The sequence below is a fragment of the Acinetobacter sp. V115_6 genome, assembly GCF_031799025.1.
Classification (GTDB): Bacteria; Pseudomonadota; Gammaproteobacteria; order Pseudomonadales; family Moraxellaceae; genus Acinetobacter; species Acinetobacter pittii.
This window is the reverse complement of record NZ_JAVQNO010000001.1, coordinates 1-20,187: the sequence shown is the minus strand read 5'-3', so window position 1 is coordinate 20,187 and position 20,187 is coordinate 1. Positions and strand designations below refer to the sequence as shown.

Sequence of the window (20,187 nt, the reverse complement as noted above, 5' to 3'; positions counted from 1 at the left end):
ATCCACAAAAAAAAGCCCCTGATAGTTCAGAGGCTTTTTTTAAAGCTAAATTACTTGAGTAATAAACTATTAATACGTTTCACATAAGCTGCTGGGTCTTCTGGTAAGCCACCTTCTGCAATTACAGCCTGATCGAAAATCACGTTTGCCAAATCATCAAACTGTTCTGAACCTTCAAGTTTTTTCACTAAAGGATGTTCAGGGTTAATTTCTAAAATAGGTTTGATTTCTGGCACTGCTTGTCCAGCTTGTTTTAGCATGCGAATAAGTTGTGGAGATAATTCACCTTCACTTGTTACTAAACACGCTGGAGAATCAACTAGTCGTGTAGTTACACGTACTTCTTTAGTTTTAGCCTTTAATGAGTCACTTAGTTTCTCAACAACAGGCTTAAACTGTTCAGCTGCTTGCTCAAGTGCTTTCTTCTCTTCAGCATCTTGCAAATCGCCTAAATCAACAGCCCCTTTCGACACATTCTTTAATGGCGTACCGTCAAACTCCTGGACAAAATTCATTGCCCATTCGTCAACACGCTCTGCCATTAATAACACTTCAATGCCTTTTTTCTTAAACAACTCAAGCTGCGGCGAGTTTTTCGCTGCTGCCAGACTGTCAGCAGTCACATAATAGATGGCTTTTTGGCCCTCTTTCATACGTACCTTATAGTCAGCAAAAGAAGTCGTTACTTCATCATTTGTTGAAGTCGCATAACGTAATAATTTTAAAATACGTTCACGGTTACCAAAGTCTTCGCCCAAGCCTTCTTTAAGTACTGAACCAAACTCACTATAGAAGGTCTTAAATTTTTCTTGGTCTTTTTCATCTTCCGATTTAGCCAAACCATCAAGTACAGTTAATACACGGCGTGCATTACCTTCACGAATCGTTTTGACATCACGGCTTTCTTGCAACAACTCACGGCTAACATTAAGCGGTAAATCAGCACTATCCACTACACCTTGGACAAAGCGCAAATAGTTTGGAATTAAGTTATCTGCATCGTCCATAATAAAGACGCGTTTTACATATAGCTTAATTCCCGCTTTTGCTTCACGAGTAAAAATGTCATGTGGTGCTTTACTTGGAATATAGAGTAATTGGGTATATTCCGTACTACCTTCAACACGGTTATGTGCCCAAGCCAGTGGTGCTTCAAAGTCATGAGTTAAGTTTTTATAGAACTCAATATATTGCTCTTCAGTCACTTCGCTTTTATTACGTGTCCATAAAGCACTTGCCGAGTTAATCGCTTCCCACTCGTCAGTTTTGACCATTTGGCCGCCTTTAGGCTCTTCACCTTCTGCAACCTCTTCTTCTTGCCAAACTTCTTTTTGCATTTCAATTGGCAAGCTAATGTGGTCAGAGTATTTATTAACGATTTGCTTAACTTTATAAGATTCTAAATAATCAACCGCATCATCACGTAAGTGAAGAATAATGTCAGTACCACGTGACGCTTTATCAATTTGCTGAACTTCAAACTCGCCTGTACCACCACTAATCCAGCGCACCCCTTCAGATGCATCTAGACCTGCACGGCGTGATTCAACCGTAATTTTGTCGGCAACAATAAAACCTGAATAAAAACCAACACCAAATTGACCAATCAACTGAGCATCTGCTTTTTGATCACCCGTCAATTTTGACATGAAATCTTTAGTGCCTGACTTAGCAATTGTACCTAAGTTATCAATTGCTTCTTGCTGGCTTAAACCAATACCGTTATCAGAAATCGTTAACGTTTTATCTTCTTTATTTAAACTGATTCGTACATGTAAGTCTGGATCATTTTCATAATATTCAGGATGATTAATTCCTTCAAAACGTAACTTATCACATGCATCTGATGCATTAGAGATAAGCTCACGTAAGAAAATCTCAGGGTTAGAATAGAGAGAATGCGTCACTAAATGTAAAAGCTGGGCAACTTCTGCTTGGAAACTATAATTTTGTGATGCTTGTTCACTCATAAATCACTCCTTAAATTTTGAAGCTGTTTGTTCTCGAATGCTTTATGAATGGAGTACTTCTAGAATTTTTCAATCCTGAATATCAAAAATTTTTACTCTAATTAAAATGGGCCGTGGCTTAACACCCTATCTTGCAATATCGTATCTAACTGCTTTTGACGTTGTTGGTAAGCTGTGCTAATACAACTGACATTGGCAGCACAAGCATTTCTTTTTTTCAGCCATTGCTGCTGAGTATCTTTCTGGTTATCTCGCCCACCCATAGGTAAAGCATGTAAAACGATTTGATACGTCGTTGCCATTTTTACATCTGCATCATTTAAAGAACGGTTTTTACAAATACTTTTTTCCGTTTTCGTTTTTGCAGCATCGCACGAAAAACTTGCAGCTTGTAAATTTTGACTAAAAGCAATACCGCTCAAAAGTGCTAAACAAATCGCTAATTTGTTATTCATGTTTTTATTCCCATGCTTGTAATGAATAGAAATTAGTTTAGAAAAAAACTTGCAGAAAATATGTGTAAAACTGTCTGTTTTATGCTTTTTTTAGTGCAAATAAAATCCATAAAAAAACCTCACATAAAATATATGTGAGGTGCCTGAGTCTAGGTTTATTATTATATTTTTCTATTTATTATTATGCTTAAAATTTATAGCTATAACCCAAAGTATAAACAAAAGGATTAATATCTAGATCAAACTTGTAGTTAGCAATTGATGGATCAATTGTTACTTCAGGACTAATATCAGCATAACGTACATCTACAAATACACCCCAGTTTTTAGCATCAGCAGGTTGGAAATTAAAACCAACTTGACCTGCCAAACCAAAATCTTCTTTAACTTTTACTGCTGCCCCTTCTTCATCCCAAGGAATAAATGCTGTGGCACCAATACCAATATACGGTGTGAAACGTGTAGAGTTCTTAAAATGATATTTTGCAGTAATTGTTGGTGGTAATTGTTTAATACGTGCTGCATTTTTACCATCTAGCAATACATCATGATTAATAGGTGTTGCTAATAATAATTCTGCCGAAAAAGGAGACTGACCAAAAAAGTATTCCACCGATGGTGTAAATGCATATTCATGATCTGCTTTTACTACGCCTAAAGGTGTTGTTGTATCTTCAGATGGCGCAATAACACTACCACCAAATTTCACTTGCCAGTTACCAGCAAAAGTAAAAGAAGACATCCCCATTAATGCAATAACCAAAGCTTTTTTGAACACTTTAATATCTCCAACCTTATTTATATTTATAATAAACATTTATTTTAAAACCATGCAATACTCATTATAAAATTATTTTATAGTTTATTTTTAAATTACTGTTTTAAATAAAATTATATATTATCCAACCATTTTAATAGGTTTTTTATTCCAACCTTATTAATCAAGATTATTTTATATTACCAACCATTTTAATATACTTTTAAATTCCGAGTATTTTAATATAATTTATTTTAAATACATGTTTTATTTAAACAATAAAAAACCTTCTTAATTTAAATCTAAAGATCATTATTAAGAAGGTTTACACTTTAATATTTTATAAAAACTTTATAAAACCATTGCAGCGATCCAGCCAAAAATTAATAGCGGAATATTAAAGTGAATAAAGGTAGGTACGACTGTATCCCAAATATGATCGTGTTGCCCATCTACCCCTAAACCAGCTGTTGGCCCTAAGGTTGAGTCAGAGGCTGGCGATCCAGCATCACCTAATGCTGCTGCTGTACCAATAAGTGCAATTGTTGCTAATGGTGAGAAACCAAACTGCACACATAAAGGCACATAAATAACAGCTAATACAGGAACACTTGAGAAAGATGAACCAATACCAATTGTCACAAATAAGCCAATACAAAGCATTAAGAATGCTGCAAGTGCACGGTTATCTCCAATAATCTCGACTACACCATTTACTAACTGATTAATATCACCAGTATGAGTCATTACTGAAGCGAAACCGGCAGCAGAAATCATGATAAAGCCCACTAAAGCCATCATTCGCATGCCTTGTACAAAAACATCATCTGCATCTTGCCATTTAAAAATTCCGGCAGTAGATAGAACAGCAAAACCGACTAAACCACCCAAAATCATCGAACCTGAATACAGCTGCGCAGCAAGTGTCAAGCCAATCGCGAGTAGTGCCATCAAGATCGTTTTCTTTGCAATAACTGGTGCTTGCTCTGCTTCATGCTTTAACTCTTCAGCATCTGCTTTTAAGTCGGCTGTTTCAACTTGAGTAGTTGCACGAATAGGTTTATCTAAATCAATCGTGGTCACAGGTGTAATCGCACGATCAGCATAAATTCTTGGTTTACGGTAGCTAATAAATACAGCAACCAAGGTGCCTAACACCATACCTAAAACAGGAATGGCCATGCCAATTGGCATCATTGCCCGATCAACATGCAAGCCATACGCTGCCCCAATTTTGTTGATATTTCCCATCAGAATCTGTTCAAGGAAAATTGCACCAAATCCAACCGGAAGAAAAATATAAGTACCAACCAAACCTAACGTAAGTACACAGGCTGCGGCGCGGCGGTCTAATTTTAAATGGTTCATTACCCGTAACAGTGGCGGAACCAGTACAGGAATAAAGGCAATATGAACTGGAATAAGGTTTTGAGAGAAAATAGCAGAAATTAATAAAATACCTAAGAGGAGATATTTCACTTTAGTCTGACGGCTTTTTCCAGCTTCCATTCCCAATAGACCAATCAGCTTATGGGCAAGTAAATCAGGTAATCCAGATTTTGAAAGTGCCAGAGCAAATGCCCCTAACACTGCATAGGCAAGTGCAACTTCAGCACCATCGCCAAGACCAGCGTTAAAAGCTTCAACGGTTTGAGAAAGGCTTAAACCTGCTACGAGGCCGCCCACAATGGCAGAAACCACTAAAGTCAGTACGACAGAAACGCGCGCCAGTGATAATAAGAACATCACTGCAATCGCAATAACGACAGCATTCATGAATAAGTTCAGAGCAAAACAAAAGGCGATATTCTAGCAGATTCATATCTATGAAGCCGAAAATATCGCCTAATTAACAGTTTTATGCAGTTATTTCACTGTTAAGCTTGAGATTTAATAAACTCACGAATATGAGTTGCTATTTTCTCTGGCTCACTCAGAATTGCCCAGTGATTTGCATTAAGCTCTACATATTCAAATTTTTCAACCCACTTTGGCATAGCCTCAGTGATGTATTCAGGACTCACAAAAGTATCATATTTTAAAATAACAGCCTTAACTGGACACTGTGCATAACGTTGACGTGGGCCAGTTAAGCGAGGAATAAAATTGGCACGATATAAATTAATGCCATATTTACCATCAGCATTAATATTATTATTTAAAGGTAAATTACTTTTCCTTTCCAACTGAGTAAGAACTTTACCCCATTTTTCAGGACTAAATAGAGACCATACGGTGGGTGCTAATAACGGAAGATGAAATGCCCCGATATACCAAGATTTGGTTAATATTTTTAAGATTTGAGCTGGTGAAGATTTAAATTTATCACGTAAAAATAAAGCAGCATGATCAAGACATGGTCCAGAAATGGTGGTATATGATAATAAACGACCTTTGAACTTAGGCTCGGTGACAGACTCCCAAGACTGAATTGATCCCCAATCATGTGCAGCCATATGGAATTGACGATTTGGTAATAACTCATCAACAACTTCTTGGAGATCTAGAGATAAACGCTCTAAACGGTAATTACGTATACGTTTTGGTATAGATGACAAACCAGCTCCACGTACATCGTAAGTAACAATGTAGAAGTCATTAATCAAATGCTCAATGATTGATTCCCATACTTCTTGATTGTCTGGATAGCCATGTACTAAAACCAAGGGAGTATTTTTTTCGTCACCCCATGTTTTAGCACAAAGCGTTTGTTGATCACTTGTTGTTACTGTATGAACTTTTGGCTGCATAATCATTTCCTATCTTGTTTTTCAATCGATCATGTCGTTAGTCGGATAGAGCATTGCCATCAATATAAAAAAGATGATACTTATCTAGTATGAATACTGTTGCAATAAAAAAAATTGACTATTATGGCTATTTTAAGAAGACTTCAGAACAATCCTACGATTTCAAAATTTCTATTTAATCACTATCCCCCTTATCGTGGCGCAGGGATTTATATTGAAATCATGAATTTAGAACTTTGCCATGTGCGTGTAAAAATGCCGCTGACGTGGAAAAACCAAAATTTAGTCGGTACACATTTTGGTGGAAGCCTTTATTCAATGGTTGACCCATTTTATATGATGATTCTTATGCATCATCTCGGATCAAAATATATTGTTTGGGACAAAGCTGCCGAAATCAATTTTCTTTCTCCAGGACGCAGTACTGTACATGCAGATATTCGAGTTGATTTAGCTGAAATAGAACAAATTCGTGAACTTGCCGAGAACTATGAACCTGTTTTAAGAACATATCATCTAAACATTTTTGATGAATCTGGGGTAAGAATTGCAGAGGTTCAAAAAACGCTTTATATCAGACGTAAAAAAGCGAAACCTTTTCCTCAATAAAAAATAAGCGCTAAAAGCGCTTATTTTTTTATTTGTTAATTTTTTATCTTTTCTCTTCAATCGCAGCACCAGCACCACCACCGATCGCACCGCCAATTGCAGCACCAGAGTCACCACCAATCAGTGCTTTACCTACGACTGAACCGATACCAGCACCAATCGCACTCTTAGTCGTTGTCTGTTTACTGCCGCCTTGGGTATTAGAACCTACGCCTGCACCTACCGCTGCGCCTAAGCCTGCACCAATACCACCACCTACATGGTTACCTAAACCACCACCAAGTGCTCCACCTGCTGCTGCTGCACCAATACGTTGGTCAGATGGGCTCATATTTTGGCAGCCTGTGAACATAAGTGTAGACAACATTAAAGCAGAAACTAATCCAATTGTTTTTTTCATGACCGTTCTCACAATGATCTGTTCTAGAGAAAAGAATAATCCCCTTTTATGAGGAATTTGATCAGATTGTGTTATCCGTCTGTCCTAATCGATTGATATTTTGTAAAGCTCTGCCTTTTATATTTATTAAGCAAAATTTTAATTATAAAAAAGAAGTCTTTAATCACATAAAGACTTCTATAGTTTAACAATTATTAAGGATACTTTTAGTACTTCCCTTTCTTCTCTTCATAGGCTGCACCGGCACTACCACCCAATGCTCCACCTGTAGCAGCACCAGCGTCACCACCAATAATTGCTCCACCTAATACAGCGCCGACACCAGCACCAATTGCACTATTACGTACGGTTTTACTGCTAGACCCTTTTGCATTAGCCGCAACACCTGCACCGAGTGCCGCTCCTAGACCTGCACCTATATTACCGCCCACGTGTTTTCCTACTGCACCACCTGCGCCACCACCAATAGCAGCTGAACCAATACGTTGACTTTCTGGGCTTGCATTCTGACAACCAACAAACAAAGTTGTAGACATCAGGCCAACACTAACAATCATCATCATTTTTTTCATTAGATTTACTCCAGTCTTCATAAGCAGGTAGCCTAGTGTGTTTTTGTGGAGTATTTATCCCGCTTAAGTAATAAAATAATGGCTCTTTAATATGTTTATGTAATTACAATTTAAAATTGTTATAAATAAATGTATATAAAAAAGGCACCCTAAGGTGCCTTTTTTAGTGCCAGTCTAAACTTAGAATTGTTCAGAGTTTAATGCTTGGCTAAATGCTTGGTCTACTTCGCTGAAGTCATTATGAAGCTCATGCTCTGCAGCTTCTGCTTCTTGACGACGACGCTCTAAGTGGTACGCGAGACCAGTACCTGCTGGAATCAAACGACCTACTACAACGTTTTCTTTCAAGCCACGTAAATCATCTTCTTTACCTGTTACAGCCGCTTCAGTTAACACACGAGTTGTTTCCTGGAACGATGCAGCAGAGATGAACGAGTCAGTAGAAAGCGATGCTTTCGTAATACCCATCAATTGACGTTCAAACTTCGCAGGGAACTTGTTCTGAGCCAAGACAGCTTGGTTCTCTTGAACAACGCGGATGTAATCCACTTGCTCGCCTTTAATGAAGCTTGTATCACCGCCATCAGTGATATCAACTTTACGCAACATTTGACGTACGATAACTTCAATGTGCTTATCGTTGATTTTTACACCTTGGAGACGGTAAACGTCTTGAACTTCGTTCACGATGTAGTTAGTTAATGCAACTTCACCTTTCAAGCGCAAGATGTCATGTGGGTTTTGTGGACCATCAGAAATAGTCTCACCACGGTTCACATGCTCGCCTTCGAATACGTTGATTTGACGCCATTTTGGAATCAATTCTTCGTAAATCTCAGAACCATCATCAGGAGTAATTACCAAACGGTTTTTACCCTTAGTCTCTTTACCGAAGCTTACAACACCTGATACTTCAGCAAGAATTGCATGCTCTTTTGGCTTACGCGCTTCGAACAAGTCAGCTACACGCGGAAGACCACCGGTAATATCACGAGTACGTGATGTTTCTTGTGGTACACGACCAATAACGTCACCCACACCAATCGTTTCGCCATCACGAACAGTTACGATTGTATTTTGTGGCAAGAAGTAGAACTGTTCACCGCCATCTGTTGTATCCAACACGATTGCAGGACGTAAATCCTTACCAGAAGCAGGACGAGCTGTTACAGGCAAGATTTCAACAGTAGTCATACCAGTTGCATCATCAGTTTTCGATGTTGCAGTTACGCCATCAGCGATTTGGCTGAAGCGCGCTTTACCAGCAACTTCTGTTACTAATGGATGTGTATGCGGATCCCAAGTCGCTACGATACCGCCAGCTTCTACAGCTTCACCATCTTTCAACAAGATGCTTGCACCGTACGGAAGTTTATAACGCTCGCGCTCACGACCTAAATCATCGGCAATACCAATTTCACCTGAACGTGAAACTGAAACCAAGTGGCCTTTTGCATGTTGTACAGTTTTCACGTTATGGAAACGTACAGTACCTTTGTTACGTACTTGAACACTGTTCGCAGCAGAAGTTCGGCTCGCAGCACCACCAACGTGGAACGTACGCATCGTTAACTGTGTACCTGGCTCACCGATTGACTGTGCAGCCATTACACCGACTGACTCACCTGGGTTCACCAAGTGACCACGTGCGAGGTCACGACCATAACAACGGGCACAAACACCGAATGTTGATTCACATGCGATTACTGAGCGTACTTTAACTTCATCGACACCAGCTTCTTCAAGCTGAGCTGCGATTTTCTCGTCAATTAACGTACCGCGAGGTAATACAACTTCATCATCAGATGCACGACGTACGTCTTCAGCAGTTACACGACCTAATACGCGGTCACGTAATGGCTCGATGACATCACCACCCTGAATGAATGGAGTCATTACTAAACCACCCGCTGTACCACAGTCAGGTTCAGTAATTACCAAGTCTTGCGCTACGTCTACAAGACGACGAGTCAAGTAACCAGAGTTCGCAGTTTTCAATGCTGTATCGGCCAAACCTTTACGCGCACCGTGTGTTGAAATAAAGTACTGAAGTACTGTTAAACCTTCACGGAAGTTCGCTTTAATCGGAGTCTCAATAATTGAGCCATCCGGTTTTGCCATCAAACCACGCATACCAGCAAGCTGACGAATCTGTGCCGCACTACCACGGGCACCAGAGTCAGACATCATATAGATGCTGTTGAATGATTTTTGTTTCTCGTCTTCACCTTGTTTGTTTTTAACAAGTGTATAAGACAAGTTATCCATCATTGCTTTAGCAACTTGGTCGTTTGTACGCGCCCAGATATCGACAACTTTGTTATAACGCTCACCAGCAGTTACGAAACCTTGTTCGAACTGTTGTTCGATTTCACGAACTTCTGTTTCTGCTTTATCAATAATTGTGTGCTTAGTAGGTGGAATGAGCATGTCTTCCATACCTACAGATACACCTGAACGAGTCGCTTGACGGAAGCCCAAGTACATTAATTGGTCAGCAAAGATAACTGTATCTTTCAAACCAAGTTTACGGTAGCAAGAGTTGATCAATTTAGAGATGTTCTTTTTAGTCATCTCAAGGTTGATCATGTCAAAGCTTAAGCCTTGTGGAACAATTTCCCAAAGCAAACAACGACCAGGTGTTGTATCAACAATAATAGTTTGGTGTTCACGTTCACCATTTTCATTGATAACAGTTTGGTGTACACGTACTTTAACACGCGCATGGATCGCAACCTGACCAGTAGCAAGTGCACGGTTTACTTCATGAGTATCCGCAAACACCATGCCTTCACCTTTGGCATTTACAGCATCACGTGTGATGTAGTAAAGACCCAAGACAACGTCCTGAGAAGGAACGATGATTGGCTCACCGTTTGCTGGTGACAAGATGTTGTTTGTTGACATCATCAATGCACGAGCTTCTAACTGTGCTTCAAGTGTCAATGGAACGTGTACCGCCATTTGGTCACCATCGAAGTCGGCGTTAAACGCAGCACAAACGAGTGGGTGAAGACGGATTGCCTTACCTTCAATAAGAATAGGTTCAAATGCTTGAAGACCTAAACGGTGAAGTGTTGGCGCACGGTTCAACATTACTGGGTGTTGACGAATTACAGAAGCAAGAACGTCCCAAACTTCCGGAGTTTCACGCTCAACCATTTTCTTCGCAGCTTTAATGGTTGTTGCCTGACCTGAAGCTTGTAATTTCGCGAAAATGAATGGCTTGAATAATTCAAGTGCCATTTTCTTCGGAAGACCACATTGGTGAAGACGTAAAGTAGGACCTACAGTAATTACCGAACGACCAGAATAGTCAACACGCTTACCTAATAAGTTCTGACGGAAACGACCTTGTTTACCTTTGATCATATCTGCCAAAGATTTTAATGGACGCTTGTTAGAACCAGTAATTGCACGACCACGACGACCGTTATCAAGCAATGCATCTACAGATTCTTGTAACATACGTTTTTCGTTACGTACGATGATATCTGGAGCAGCAAGGTCAAGAAGACGCTTCAAACGGTTGTTACGGTTAATGACACGACGGTATAAATCGTTCAAGTCAGAAGTCGCGAAACGACCACCTTCAAGTGGAACTAATGGACGTAAATCAGGTGGAAGTACTGGAAGTACATTCATCACCATCCATTCTGGCTTGTTGTTTGAATCTTTGAATGCTTCCATCAATTTCAAGCGTTTAGACGCTTTTTTCAACTTCGTTTCAGAAGTTGTTTGAGGAATTTCTTCACGTAAACGTGCGATTTCAGCTTCAAGATCGATATCTTTCAACAAGTCCTGAACCGCTTCTGCACCCATTTTCGCAGTGAATTCATCACCGTGTTCTTCAAGTGCATTGAAGTATTCTTCGTCTGTTAAAAGTTGATACTTTTCAAACGGAGTCATACCTGGGTCAGTTACAACGTATGATTCGAAATACAATACACGTTCGATATCACGAAGTGTCATATCTAATAATAAACCGATACGGCTCGGTAACGATTTTAAGAACCAGATATGTGCAACTGGAGAAGCAAGTTCAATGTGACCCATACGTTCACGACGAACTTTCGCTGTAGTTACTTCAACGCCACATTTTTCACAAATGACGCCTTTGTATTTCATACGCTTGTATTTACCACACAAGCATTCGTAATCTTTTACTGGACCAAAAATTTTGGCACAGAACAAACCGTCACGTTCTGGTTTAAAAGTACGGTAGTTAATTGTCTCAGGTTTTTTAACTTCACCATGAGACCATGACTTAATCATTTCTGGTGACGCAAGACCAATACGGATACGGTCAAACTCAATTGGTGCATGACCATCTGAGTCCGTTTTCTTACGCATGATATCGAGCAAGTCTTTCAATTTTTTTCTCCGTGTGTCGGGAAGCAACGCTTACCCGACTGGGTCACAAATATTGTTTTTACCTAAAAAATCGTGAGTCTTACGACTTAATCACCATTTTTCAGTTCAATGTTGATACCTAAAGAACGGATCTCTTTGGTCAATACGTTGAACGATTCAGGCATACCCGGATCCATATAATGGTTACCATCTACAATATTCTTATAGATGCGTGTACGACCTTCAACGTCATCCGACTTAACAGTTAACATCTCTTGGAGAGTATATGCTGCGCCGTAAGCTTCGAGTGCCCAGACCTCCATCTCACCGAAACGCTGACCACCGAATTGTGCTTTACCACCAAGCGGTTGCTGTGTAACAAGAGAGTAAGAACCTGTTGAACGCGCATGCATCTTGTCATCAACCAAGTGGTTCAATTTGAGCATGTACATGTAACCTACAGTTACAGGACGATCAAACTGTTCACCAGTACGGCCATCAAACAATACTGTTTGACCTGTACGAGAGATACCAGCTAACTCAAGCAAGTCTTTAATTTGACTTTCTTCAGCACCATCGAATACAGGAGTAGCCAAAGGTACACCAGCACGTAAGTTGCCTGAAAGTGCCAAGACTTCAGCATCAGTTAAGCTATCAAGATCTTCTTGCTCACCACCGACTTTGTTATAAATCTTGTCTAAGAATTCACGCAGTTCTAAAACTGTACGCTGTTCTTTCAACATTTTCTCGATTTTATCACCAAGCCCTTTAGCCGCCATACCTAAGTGAGTCTCAAGAATCTGACCCACGTTCATACGAGATGGTACGCCCAACGGGTTTAATACGATATCTACTGGTACACCATTAGCGTCGTGTGGCATGTCTTCAACAGGTAAGATGTTAGATACAACACCCTTGTTACCGTGACGACCAGCCATCTTATCACCAGGCTGAATACGACGTTTAACAGCTAAGTAAACTTTAACAACTTTCAATACGCCAGTTGTTAATTCATCACCTGTTGCAAGCTTACGTTTCTTCTCAGCGAATTTCTCGTCAATTTCTGCGCTCTTTTCTTTTAAGAACACTTGAATTTGAGTTAAACGCTCAGCGATTGCTTCATCTGCCGGTTGAATTTCAAGTAAATCAACAAGCTCTAAACCAGACAACACTTCTTCAACGAGTTTGTCACCACGTTTAGTTGAACCACCACCATTAGACTCTTGGCCTTTAAGCAAACGAATTACACGCTCACGAGCTGCTTCTTCAAAGATCTTGTATTCTTCTTTCAAGTCTTTACGGTAAGCATCAAGTTGTGCTTTTTCGATCGCTAATGCACGGTCATCTTTCTCTAAGCCATCACGAGTGAAGACTTGAACATCGATAACTGTACCTTTTGTACCAGATGGAACACGTAAAGATGAATCTTTAACGTCAGCTGCTTTCTCACCAAAGATTGCACGAAGCAATTTTTCTTCAGGAGTTAACTGAGTTTCACCTTTAGGCGTTACTTTACCAACAAGGATGTCACCTGCTGTAACTTCAGCACCGATATAAACGATACCTGATTCATCAAGTTTAGAAAGTGCAGCTTCACCAACGTTAGGAATATCGGCAGTAATTTCTTCTGCACCTAACTTAGTATCACGCGCTACACAAGATAATTCTTGAATATGAATAGAAGTTAAACGGTCTTCTTGAAGTACGCGCTCAGATAATAAGATCGAGTCTTCATAGTTGTAACCATTCCAAGTCATGAACGCAACGCGCATGTTTTGACCAAGCGCAAGCTCACCCATATCTGTAGACGGACCGTCTGCCAAGATATCACCGCGAGCAACTTTGTCGCCCAAATTCACGATAATATTTTGGTTGATACAAGTGTTCTGGTTAGAACGCGTATATTTAATGAGGTTGTAGATATCTACACCAGCCTCACCAGCGATCATTTCATCTTCGTTTACACGAATAACGATACGAGAAGCATCTACGTATTCAATTGCACCACCACGGTTTGCGATTACACACACACCTGAGTCACGTGCAACGTTCGCTTCCATACCTGTACCTACAAGCGGTTTATCCGCACGTAGAGTAGGAACTGCCTGACGTTGCATGTTTGAACCCATAAGTGCACGGTTCGCGTCATCGTGTTCAAGGAATGGAATAAGTGATGCAGCAACAGATACAACCTGCTGAGCAGAAACATCCATATGCGTCACTTTTTCTGGTGGCATACGTACGAATTCACCTTGATGACGAACAGAAACAAACTCTTCTGTTAAGTTGCCATCTTTATCTACTGCAGAATCGGCCTGTGCAATAACAGTACCTACTTCTTCAATCGCAGAAAGGTATTCAACTGCATCAGTTACTCGACCATCTACAACTTTACGGTAAGGTGTTTCCAAGAAACCAAAGTCATTTGCTTTTGCATATACTGAAAGCGAGTTGATCAAACCAATGTTTGGACCTTCCGGCGTTTCAATTGGACATACACGACCATAGTGAGTTTGATGTACGTCACGTACTTCAAAGCCCGCACGTTCACGTGTTAAACCACCAGGCCCAAGCGCAGATACACGACGCTTATGCGTAATCTCAGATAATGGGTTGTTTTGGTCCATGAACTGAGATAATTGGCTTGAACCAAAGAATTCTTTGATTGCAGCTGCAACTGGTTTAGCGTTAATTAGATCTTGTGGAGACAAGTTATCTGTTTCTGCTTGGCTTAAACGTTCTTTAACTGCACGTTCAACACGAACTAAACCAACACGGAATTGGTTTTCAGTCATTTCACCAACAGAACGTACACGACGGTTACCCAAGTGATCGATATCGTCGACTTCACCTTTACCGTTACGGATTTCAACTAATGTACGTAATACATCAATGATATCTTCGTGCGATAAAATACCTTCTACTTCACGTGACTTCTGGTCAGTACCAACTTCGTATGGACGACCCAAACGACGGTTGAACTTCATACGACCTACTGGAGATAAGTCATAACGCTCAGAAGAGAAGAATAAGTTATTGAATAAGTTTTCAGCAGCTTCTTTTGTTGGCGGCTCGCCTGGACGCATTACTTTATAAATTTCAACTAATGCTTCTTCACGACCAGCTGTTGTATCTGCACGCAAAGTGTCAGCAACAAACGAACCACGGTCAATATCGTTCGTAAACAAGATATTGAACTGTTTAACACCACCTTCTGCCAACTTCACCATAACTTCATGGCTTAACAAAGTATTCGCAGCAATTACTTCACCATCACGCAAAGTAATATTTTCAGCAGTGATACGCTCATATAAGTATTCATCAGGAACTGAAAGTTTTGTTAAACCAGCAGCTTCCATTTGACGTACGTGACGAGCATTAATACGTTTACCTTGCTCAACAATAACTTTACCGTCATTATCAGCAATATCAAATTGAGCCATTTCCCCACGTAAACGTTCAGGGACTAGGTCAATCTGGTAACTGCCCATATCAAGATACACAGGTACTTTTTCATAGAACAAATTCAAGATTTGTTCGTTGTTATAACCTAGTGCACGTAACACAACAGTAGCAAGTAATTTACGACGACGGTCAATACGTACGTAAACTAAGTCTTTTGCATCAAATTCAAAGTCTAACCATGAACCACGGTAAGGAATGATACGTGCTGAATACAACACTTTACCACTTGAGTGGGTTTTACCTTTATCGTGATCAAAGAAAACGCCTGGTGAACGATGTAATTGAGATACGATTACACGCTCAGTACCATTAATGACGAATGTACCATTTTCAGTCATGAGTGGGATTTCACCCATATAGACTTCTTGTTCTCTTACGTCTTTAATTGATTTAGTTTCGCGATCTTTAATAATCAAACGAATTTTAACGCGCATTGGTGCCGCATAAGTCGAACCACGAAGAATACATTCGCGTACATCGAACTCAGGTTTACCAAGGCTATACTCAACAAATTCTAAAGCAGCATTGCCAGAATAACTTTCGATAGGAAAAACTGAACGAAATGCGGCTTGGAGACCGATATCTTCGCGGTTTTTTGGAGTTTTGCCATCTTGCAAGAATGTTCTGTACGAATCGACCTGAATCGAAAGTAAGTACGGTGCATCCATTACTTGGGGCAATTTACCAAAATTCTTACGGATCCGTTTCTTTTCGGTATATGAGTATGCCATCTGGAGTCCTCGGAAAGTAAACTAAGCCCGCCTGCAGAACGGGCTCAGAAGGAATTACGCAGGCCGATATGGCCACCACTGTTTACAAATGCTGCAATTTTTAGTGGTATAAAAACGCTTAACAATATTTTTAAAAAAGAAAAATATTGGTAAACATTTGAAATTACTTGTCTTATTTTGATTTTCTCAAAAATCAAACAAAACTAACAAAAATCGAGCCGATTATTGTAACGCAAAAAGGCTGATGACCCAAGAGCCATCAGCCATTTTATGGAGCCGATTTAAAAACCGACTCCTTTTACAATTACTTAAGTGTAACTGTAGCACCAGCTTCTTCAAGTTTCTTCTTAAGTTCTTCGCCTTCTTCTTTAGAAACGCCTTCTTTAAGAACTTGAGGAGCACCTTCAACTAGGTCTTTAGCTTCTTTAAGACCAAGGCCAGTTGCTTCACGAACTGCTTTAATTACAGCTACTTTGTTAGCACCGAAAGAAGTCAACTCAACGTTGAATTCAGATTGTTCTTCAGCAGCAGCAGCAGCGCCACCAGCTGGAGCAGCAACAGCAACAGCTGCAGCTGAAACGTTGAATTTCTCTTCGAAAGCAGAAATTAATTCAACAAGTTCAAGAACAGTTTTTTCAGCAACTGCGTTTAAGATTTCTTCGTTAGTTAAAGCCATGAGAATAACTCCAAATGGATATTGAATGGTGTGTAAAATTGATTAAGCAGCTTCTGACTCGTTTTTCTCTTTGAGCGCTGTAATAAGGCGACCCAATTTCGAAATAGGAGCTTGAAGGACAGAGGCAAGCATAGTAAGAGCTTTCTCTTGGTTCGGAAGGTTTGCAATTACGCTAACGTCAGCACCTTGATAAACTTTGCCGTCAAATGCAGCAGCTTTTAATTCAAATGCTTTGTTAGTTTTAGCAAAATCTTCGAACAAACGTGCAGCTGCACCCATGTCATCTTCAGAAGTTGAAAAACCTAGAATTGTTGGACCAACAAGGTTGTCGTTCAAGATATTGAATTGAGTATCTTGAAGTGCGCGTTTAGCTAAAGTGTTACGTACAATACGTGTAGAAACACCTAACTTACGAGCTTCAACACGAAGTGTTGTTAATTGCTCTACGCTTAAACCTTGGTAGTCAGCAACAACGGCTGCAAACGCCTTAGAAGCAACTTCACTTACTTCCGCAACGATCTGTTTTTTGTCTTCAATAAGAAGAGCCATTGTAAAACCTCCTAAGGTGATTTATGTACCCAATGGGCACACTCCCAATTCGTAAGCCTTTCGACTTACACGCGGAGGAGGAACAAATCACACCACCGCGTCTACGCAGGCTGGTTTATTAAGAAAAGTGCTATTCGAAAATGACATCTTTTCGCCTGAGGTCTTTGACGCTGATAAATTCTCATTTATCAATTCAAAGTCCGCCTGATGAGTAAGGGATAAAGCTTTGCCCTACCCAACCAAATAGAAAAATATTTCTATTTAAGTTCTGTCCCCAATCAGGACTTTAAAATTCTTTACTAAGTCTAAACTTAGTTAGAAACGTTGTTTACATCAACAGTAAGACCAGGACCCATAGTTGAGCTCAAAGTGATCTTTTTGATGTATACACCTTTAGAAGTTGCAGGTTTTAACTTTTTCAAGTCAGCAACTAAAGTTTCAACGTTTTGACGGATAGCAGCAGCATCAAAGCCTACTTGACCGATCGCAGCATGGATAATACCCGCTTTGTCTACACGGTAACGAGCCTGACCAGATTTAGCGTTTTTAACAGCATTCGCTACGTCAGGAGTTACAGTACCAACTTTAGGGTTTGGCATTAAACCACGTGGACCAAGAATTGTACCGAGCTTACCAACAACACGCATAGCGTCAGGAGCAGCGATTACAACATCAAAGTCAAGGTTTCCACCTTGGATGCTTTCAGCAAGGTCATCAAAACCTACAACATCAGCACCAGCTTCTTTAGCAGCTTCTGCTTGCGCGCCTTGAGCAAATACAGCTACACGTACAGTTTTACCAGTACCTGCAGGTAATGTAGTTGCACCACGAACAACCTGGTCAGATTTACGTGGGTCTACACCAAGATTTACAGCTACATCCAAAGATTCTTTGAACTTTGCAGCAGGTAGGCTGTTAAGAACTTGTACTGCCTCTTCCAAAGTGTAAACTTTGTTTGCTTCAACAGCAGCAGCAATGGCTTTTTGACGTTTAGTTAACTTTGCCATGTCTTATAGCTCCACTTCCAAGCCCATAGAACGTGCAGAACCAGCGATGGTACGAACACGTGCGTCTAAATCAGCACCAGTTAAATCCGGTTCTTTAGTAGTCGCAATTTCTTCTAACTGAGCACGAGTCAACTTACCAACTTTAGTTTTGTTTGGTACAGATGAACCCTTTTGAATACCAGCAGCTTTCTTAAGAAGAATAGAAGCTGGAGGAGTTTTCATGATGAATGTGAACGACTTGTCGTTGTACACAGTAATCACTACAGGAATTGGAAGACCTGGTTCAACTTTTTGTGTAGCAGCATTGAATTCTTTACAGAATGCCATGATGTTTACACCACGTTGACCTAACGCAGGACCAATTGGTGGAGATGGATTTGCTTTACCAGCTGGAACTTGCAGCTTGATATAGCCGTCAATCTTCTTAGCCATTTTAAAATACCTCTGGGTACAAACGCCGCTAGGCTCCCCAATCTTTACGCAACACTACTGTTACAACAACAATGCCCGATAAAATCGGGCGCTTTTCAACCAATTGAGATTAAATCGTTTTTTCGACTTGGCGAAACTCGAGTTCAACCTGAGTTGGTCGATTAAATACATTAATCGTCAACGTTAAACGTGACTTATCGTATTGAACCTCTTCCACCACACCTTTAAAGTCTGTGAATGGACCGTCAATAACAAGTAATTCTTCACCTGGCTCAAACATCGTTTTAGGACGTGGCGCTTCACCAGTATTACGTACACGCGCAAGAATCGCATCTGCTTCACGTTGAGTGATTGGTGCTGGTTTTTCAGGTGTGCCACCAATAAAACCTAGAACCTTTGGACATTCTTTAACGATATGCCAAGTATCATCATTCATTTCCATTTCGACTAACACATAGCCAGGAAAGAATTTACGCTCAGATTTACGTTTCTTACCATCCTTCATTTCCACCACTTCTTCGGTAGGAACAAGGACATCACCAAAGCTATCGGCAACAGCGCTACGCTGGATTCGTTCTGTAAGTGAACGCATCACTTGTTTTTCATAGCCAGAGTAGGCATGAATAATGTACCAACGTTTCATAGCTCTTTTACCCGATAATCAACTTAATTAACCAACCCAAACCATAGTCAAAGCACCATAAAACCAATGATGCGACAACTACAACCAATAGAACCTGCCACGATGTAGTGACTGTTTCTTGTTTTGTTGGCCAAGTTACTCGACGCAATTCGACTCGTGCATCTTTTAGCAAGCGAACGAAGCCTTTACCTTGATGGGTGGCGTATAATAAACCTAAAGCCACAACGATACAAGCAAAAATTGCCCCAACGCGCACCCAAACATTATTTGCAGGTGCCCAATACGCTGGCAAATGTTGATTCACCATGGTAGCTAAAAGCAACAATGCTATTGCAATCACCCATAGAACAATATCTAAAGGCGAACCAGAACGAACAACTTCAGCAGAATTATTTCTTTGAGGAATTGGCGCGTCGCTCAATGCGTCACGCGATTTATCATTCGACATTTTTGTACTCGTCGTAGAACTCGCGACTTATTATATGAACAACTAAGCCAGCATCAAGCTTTTTATTTCAAAATATGGCAGGTCAGGAGGGACTCGAACCCCCAACATTCGGTTTTGGAGACCGACGCTCTACCAATTGAACTACTGACCTATAATGCAAGTTGAGAGCCAAAGCCCTCAACCTGAGACGTAATCCGTCACTATAATATGCTTATGCAGTTACTTTCGCAACAACACCAGCACCTACAGTACGACCACCTTCACGGATCGCAAAACGTAGACCTGGGTCCATTGCGATTGGGTGGATTAATTCTACTGACATTTCAACGTTGTCGCCTGGCATAACCATTTCAACGCCGTCTTGTAATTG

Annotated in this window: 16 protein-coding genes, 1 tRNA gene and 1 pseudogene; 1 reads left to right on the top strand and 17 read right to left on the bottom strand. The window is 40.3% G+C overall.

Features of this window, described 5'->3' with window-relative positions; all coding sequences use genetic code 11:
- Positions 1-50: 50 nt before the first annotated feature.
- The 5 genes from htpG to RMA94_RS00070 form a co-directional block, all read right to left on the bottom strand.
- On the bottom strand, positions 51-1,970 hold the full coding sequence (htpG, locus tag RMA94_RS00090) for a molecular chaperone HtpG (RefSeq protein WP_311081385.1): 1,920 nt from the start codon (positions 1,968-1,970) through the stop codon (positions 51-53).
- Between the two features lie 101 nt (positions 1,971-2,071).
- Positions 2,072-2,425 (bottom strand): lysozyme inhibitor LprI family protein, encoded by a 354-nt coding sequence (locus RMA94_RS00085; protein WP_311081383.1) that lies wholly within the window; start codon positions 2,423-2,425, stop codon positions 2,072-2,074.
- 187 nt (positions 2,426-2,612) lie between these two features.
- The gene (locus RMA94_RS00080; RefSeq protein WP_005065804.1) at positions 2,613-3,203 is read right to left on the bottom strand and encodes an OmpW family protein; all 591 of its coding nucleotides are present in this window, start codon (positions 3,201-3,203) and stop codon (positions 2,613-2,615) included.
- Positions 3,204-3,533: 330 nt separating this feature from the next.
- Complete coding sequence (locus RMA94_RS00075) at positions 3,534-4,958, bottom strand: Na+/H+ antiporter family protein (protein WP_002114813.1); 1,425 nt, start codon at positions 4,956-4,958, stop codon at positions 3,534-3,536.
- 101 nt (positions 4,959-5,059) lie between these two features.
- Positions 5,060-5,938, bottom strand: coding sequence for an alpha/beta fold hydrolase (locus RMA94_RS00070; RefSeq protein WP_311081381.1), 879 nt, complete (start codon positions 5,936-5,938; stop codon positions 5,060-5,062).
- Between the two features lie 117 nt (positions 5,939-6,055).
- On the opposite strand from RMA94_RS00070, the gene RMA94_RS00065 reads away from it, so the two are divergent.
- Complete coding sequence (locus RMA94_RS00065; RefSeq protein WP_005079397.1) at positions 6,056-6,541, top strand: DUF4442 domain-containing protein; 486 nt, start codon at positions 6,056-6,058, stop codon at positions 6,539-6,541.
- A gap of 43 nt (positions 6,542-6,584) precedes the next feature.
- Here RMA94_RS00065 and RMA94_RS00060 read toward each other — a convergent pair whose 3' ends face one another.
- The 12 genes and pseudogenes from RMA94_RS00060 to RMA94_RS00005 form a co-directional block, all read right to left on the bottom strand.
- Entirely contained in the window at positions 6,585-6,941 is a 357-nt protein-coding gene (locus RMA94_RS00060; protein ID WP_002115127.1) for a hypothetical protein, read from the bottom strand.
- Between the two features lie 206 nt (positions 6,942-7,147).
- Positions 7,148-7,513 (bottom strand): hypothetical protein, encoded by a 366-nt coding sequence (locus RMA94_RS00055; RefSeq protein ID WP_005065793.1) that lies wholly within the window; start codon positions 7,511-7,513, stop codon positions 7,148-7,150.
- 180 nt (positions 7,514-7,693) lie between these two features.
- Positions 7,694-11,887 (bottom strand): DNA-directed RNA polymerase subunit beta', encoded by a 4,194-nt coding sequence (gene rpoC, locus RMA94_RS00050; protein WP_002114988.1) that lies wholly within the window; start codon positions 11,885-11,887, stop codon positions 7,694-7,696.
- A gap of 86 nt (positions 11,888-11,973) precedes the next feature.
- Entirely contained in the window at positions 11,974-16,062 is a 4,089-nt protein-coding gene (gene rpoB, locus RMA94_RS00045) for a DNA-directed RNA polymerase subunit beta (protein ID WP_002114857.1), read from the bottom strand.
- A 304-nt stretch (positions 16,063-16,366) separates the two neighbouring features.
- On the bottom strand, positions 16,367-16,738 hold the full coding sequence (rplL, locus tag RMA94_RS00040) for a 50S ribosomal protein L7/L12 (RefSeq protein ID WP_001229360.1): 372 nt from the start codon (positions 16,736-16,738) through the stop codon (positions 16,367-16,369).
- Between the two features lie 42 nt (positions 16,739-16,780).
- Positions 16,781-17,287 carry a 50S ribosomal protein L10 gene (gene rplJ, locus RMA94_RS00035; RefSeq protein ID WP_002115099.1) on the bottom strand — a complete coding sequence of 169 codons (507 nt, stop codon included), beginning with the start codon at positions 17,285-17,287 and terminating at the stop codon, positions 16,781-16,783.
- Positions 17,288-17,598: 311 nt separating this feature from the next.
- Entirely contained in the window at positions 17,599-18,294 is a 696-nt protein-coding gene (gene rplA / locus RMA94_RS00030) for a 50S ribosomal protein L1 (protein WP_005804118.1), read from the bottom strand.
- 3 nt (positions 18,295-18,297) lie between these two features.
- Positions 18,298-18,726, bottom strand: coding sequence for a 50S ribosomal protein L11 (gene rplK / locus RMA94_RS00025; RefSeq protein WP_001074682.1), 429 nt, complete (start codon positions 18,724-18,726; stop codon positions 18,298-18,300).
- 109 nt (positions 18,727-18,835) lie between these two features.
- Entirely contained in the window at positions 18,836-19,369 is a 534-nt protein-coding gene (gene nusG, locus RMA94_RS00020) for a transcription termination/antitermination protein NusG (RefSeq protein WP_002115092.1), read from the bottom strand.
- A gap of 7 nt (positions 19,370-19,376) precedes the next feature.
- Positions 19,377-19,817: a preprotein translocase subunit SecE gene (gene secE, locus RMA94_RS00015; RefSeq protein ID WP_002114837.1), complete on the bottom strand. Its 441-nt coding sequence runs from the start codon at positions 19,815-19,817 to the stop codon at positions 19,377-19,379.
- A gap of 75 nt (positions 19,818-19,892) precedes the next feature.
- A tRNA-Trp gene (locus RMA94_RS00010) sits at positions 19,893-19,968 on the bottom strand.
- 60 nt (positions 19,969-20,028) lie between these two features.
- Positions 20,029-20,187, bottom strand: a pseudogene (locus RMA94_RS00005) (elongation factor Tu); the annotation flags it as partial.

Excerpts from the sequence above, each read along its gene's own strand:
- htpG (WP_311081385.1), bottom strand. The coding sequence starts at position 1,970 with ATGAGTGAACAAGCATCACAAAATTATAGTTTCCAAGCAGAAGTTGCC.
- RMA94_RS00085 (WP_311081383.1), bottom strand. The coding sequence starts at position 2,425 with ATGAATAACAAATTAGCGATTTGTTTAGCACTTTTGAGCGGTATTGCT.
- RMA94_RS00075 (WP_002114813.1), bottom strand. The coding sequence starts at position 4,958 with ATGAATGCTGTCGTTATTGCGATTGCAGTGATGTTCTTATTATCACTG.
- RMA94_RS00070 (WP_311081381.1), bottom strand. The coding sequence starts at position 5,938 with ATGATTATGCAGCCAAAAGTTCATACAGTAACAACAAGTGATCAACAA.
- RMA94_RS00065 (WP_005079397.1), top strand. The coding sequence starts at position 6,056 with ATGGCTATTTTAAGAAGACTTCAGAACAATCCTACGATTTCAAAATTT.
- RMA94_RS00060 (WP_002115127.1), bottom strand. The coding sequence starts at position 6,941 with ATGAAAAAAACAATTGGATTAGTTTCTGCTTTAATGTTGTCTACACTT.
- RMA94_RS00055 (WP_005065793.1), bottom strand. The coding sequence starts at position 7,513 with ATGAAAAAAATGATGATGATTGTTAGTGTTGGCCTGATGTCTACAACT.
- rpoB (WP_002114857.1), bottom strand. The coding sequence starts at position 16,062 with ATGGCATACTCATATACCGAAAAGAAACGGATCCGTAAGAATTTTGGT.
- rplL (WP_001229360.1), bottom strand. The coding sequence starts at position 16,738 with ATGGCTTTAACTAACGAAGAAATCTTAAACGCAGTTGCTGAAAAAACT.
- rplJ (WP_002115099.1), bottom strand. The coding sequence starts at position 17,287 with ATGGCTCTTCTTATTGAAGACAAAAAACAGATCGTTGCGGAAGTAAGT.
- rplA (WP_005804118.1), bottom strand. The coding sequence starts at position 18,294 with ATGGCAAAGTTAACTAAACGTCAAAAAGCCATTGCTGCTGCTGTTGAA.
- rplK (WP_001074682.1), bottom strand. The coding sequence starts at position 18,726 with ATGGCTAAGAAGATTGACGGCTATATCAAGCTGCAAGTTCCAGCTGGT.
- nusG (WP_002115092.1), bottom strand. The coding sequence starts at position 19,369 with ATGAAACGTTGGTACATTATTCATGCCTACTCTGGCTATGAAAAACAA.
- secE (WP_002114837.1), bottom strand. The coding sequence starts at position 19,817 with ATGTCGAATGATAAATCGCGTGACGCATTGAGCGACGCGCCAATTCCT.